This is a genomic window from Streptomyces sp. NPDC090798, assembly GCF_044768965.1.
Classification (GTDB): domain Bacteria; phylum Actinomycetota; class Actinomycetes; order Streptomycetales; family Streptomycetaceae; genus Streptomyces.
In genome coordinates, this window is the sequence record NZ_JBIVXA010000061.1 from 1 (window position 1) to 2,706 (window position 2,706).

Sequence of the window (2,706 nt, forward strand, 5' to 3'; positions counted from 1 at the left end):
TGATCGAGATCCGCAAACAGAACAAGGCCTTCGGCCTCGGCTCCTACACGGAACTCCAGTCCTCGAACCCAGCGGTCATCGCCTTCCTGCGCGAGTACAAGGACGACCTGGTCCTGTGCGTGCACAACTTCTCCCGCTTCGCCCAGCCCACCGAACTGGACCTGCGGGCCTTCAGCGGCCGCCACCCGGTCGAGCTCATCGGCGGAGTCCGCTTCCCGGCCATCGGCGAACTCCCCTACCTGCTCACCCTCGCGGGCCACGGCTTCTACTGGTTCCGGCTGCGACGCGCGATCGCCCCCGGGACCGTCAGGCGATCCTGACCGCACGTGATCGCCCTTGATCGTGTGCCCATCAAAGATCGCTTGCCTCTGAAAGGACGTGTCGCCATGCCGAAGACCGCGTCGCACCGTCCGGGCAGCCATGCCCCCGCCGCGCTGCTCACCTCGCTCGCCGAACTGCTGCGGCAATGGCTGCCGCGGCAGCGCTGGTTCGCGGGCAAGGGCCACCCCGTCACCGGTCTGAGCGTGGTGTCGTCGACCGAGCTGTACCCGGGCTGCCTGCATCTCCTGATACGCACCGAACATCTCGGCGGCTCCGACCACGGGGGTCCCGGCACTCCCCCGCCCGACGACTGCTACCAGCTCCTGCTCGGCGCACGCGAGGTCCTGCCGCCCCGGCTCGCCCCCGCCTTCATCGGCCGTCCGAGCGCGGGTCCCCTGGCCGACCTCAGCGTGTACGACGCCTTCCACGATCCCGACGCGACGGGTCTGCTGCTGGAACGGCTGCGCACGCCCGGGGCGGCGGGACCGCTGCTCTTCGAGCGGGATCCCCAGGTGACGGTCCCGGGCGGTCTCACCCCCCGGCTCCTCGACACCGAGCAGTCGAACTCCTCCCTCGTGTACGGGAACTCCTTCATCCTGAAGGTCTTCCGCCGCGTCCAGCCGGGCATCAACCCCGACCTGGAGGTGCCCTGGGCGCTGGCCCGGCAGGGCTGCACCCGCGTACCCGCCCCCGCGGCGTGGTTCGGCACCGCGCAGCCGCGGGAGGCGACACTCGGGGTGCTCCAGCCGTTCCTGCGCGACGCCTCCGACGGCTGGACCCTGGCGCTCCAATCGCTCACCTCGGGCGGGGAGTTCACCGAAGAGGCCTACGAACTCGGCCGCGCCACCGCCGAGATACATGTGGCGCTGGCGGCGGCGTTCCCCGTACGAGCGCCCGGTCCGTTGCAGCACCGGCAACTCGCGGCCGCGATGAGTGAACGGCTCGACACCACGGCCCGCTCGGTGCCCGAACTCCGGCCGTACGCGGCCGGATTGCGGTCGGCCTTCGACGCGCTCGCGGCGCTCGACGCGGCGATTCGGCCGGCACAGCGGATTCACGGCGACCTCCACCTGGGCCAGGTGCTGCGGGCCGGGCGGCAGTGGTCCGTCATCGACTTCGAGGGCGAGCCGGCCCGTCCGCTCACCGAGCGCCGACGCCTCCAGTCCCCCGTACGCGATGTGGCGGGCATGCTGCGCTCCTTCGACTACGCCGCGCGCTCCCGCCACCCGTGGCGCCCCGAGTGGGCGCAGCGCTGCCGGGAGGCCTTCTGCGCTGGGTACGCCGCCGCGGCCGCGTGGGACCCGCGCGAGGAGCCCGAACTGCTGCGCGCGTACGAGACCGACAGGGCCGTGTACGAGGTGCTCTACGAGGCGAGGCACCGGCCGGACTGGCTACCGGTCCCGATGGCGGCGGTCGGTCGCCTCGCAGTGGGCGCAGGGGACCGACGTGGCGAACACCCCACCGAGCGTCCTGCCCACCATCCTGCCCGACGTCCAGCCGACCATCAGGCCGAAGATCGCGTCGAACGTCCTGCTGAATGCCTTTGACGACGACCCGCAGCCCAGGATCCATCCGCCCCACCGTTTTCCCCGAGGAGGCTGAAGCCGTGGCCGTTCACACCACCGCCGTTGGCACCAGGCCGGTAGCCGCGCTGGACGCGACGGACCGTGCGCGCCTGTTGTCGGGCGCCCACCACGATCCGCACGCACTGCTCGGCGCGCACCCGGTGCCGGGCGGCGTCGTGTTCCGCGTGCTGCGACCGTACGCCGAGGCCGTCGCGGTGGTGGTGGACGGCCGGCGCACGGAGCTACGGGGGGCCGGTGACGGTCTCTTCTCGGGCGTCCTGCCGCTCGGCACAATCCCCGAGTACGCGCTGTCGGTGACGTACGCGGGCCACGATTGCGAGGTACAGGACCCGTATCGCTTCCTGCCCGCGCTGGGCGAGGTCGATCTCCATCTGATCGGTGAGGGACGCCACGAGGAGCTGTGGCGTGCGCTCGGGGCTCATCCCATGACCCACCAGGGCGTGACCGGCACCCGCTTCACGGTCTGGGCACCCAACGCCCAGGGGGTCAGGGTCTGCGGGGACTTCTGCCACTGGGACGGCACCGCCTACCCCATGCGGTCGCTCGGTTCCACGGGCGTCTGGGAGCTGTTCCTGCCCGGCATCGGCGCGGGAACGCCGTACAAGTTCGACATCACCCGGCCCGACGGGACGCACACGATGCGCGCCGACCCGATGGCCCGCCGCACCGAGGTGCCTCCGGCGACCGCCTCGATCGTCACCGAGTCGCACCACGTGTGGACGGACGAGGAGTGGATGGCGGGTCGGGGGGCCCGTCCCGTGCACGAGGCACCGTTGTCCGTGTACGAGGTCCACCTGCC

The 2,706-nt window shown here is 71.6% G+C and carries 2 protein-coding genes and 1 pseudogene; all 3 read left to right on the top strand.

What is annotated here, in order from left to right:
- A partial coding sequence (locus tag ACIQTP_RS46930) for an alpha-glucosidase C-terminal domain-containing protein (RefSeq protein WP_403412375.1) occupies positions 1 to 320 on the top strand: 320 nt, incomplete at its 5' end.
- 66 nt (positions 321 to 386) lie between these two features.
- A complete protein-coding gene (locus ACIQTP_RS46935) occupies positions 387 to 1,868 on the top strand; it encodes a maltokinase (RefSeq protein ID WP_403412378.1) in 1,482 nt (493 codons plus the stop codon).
- A pseudogene (locus ACIQTP_RS46940) lies at positions 1,859 to 2,706 on the top strand (hypothetical protein); the annotation flags it as partial. The gene ACIQTP_RS46935 and the pseudogene ACIQTP_RS46940, both read left to right, overlap by 10 nt.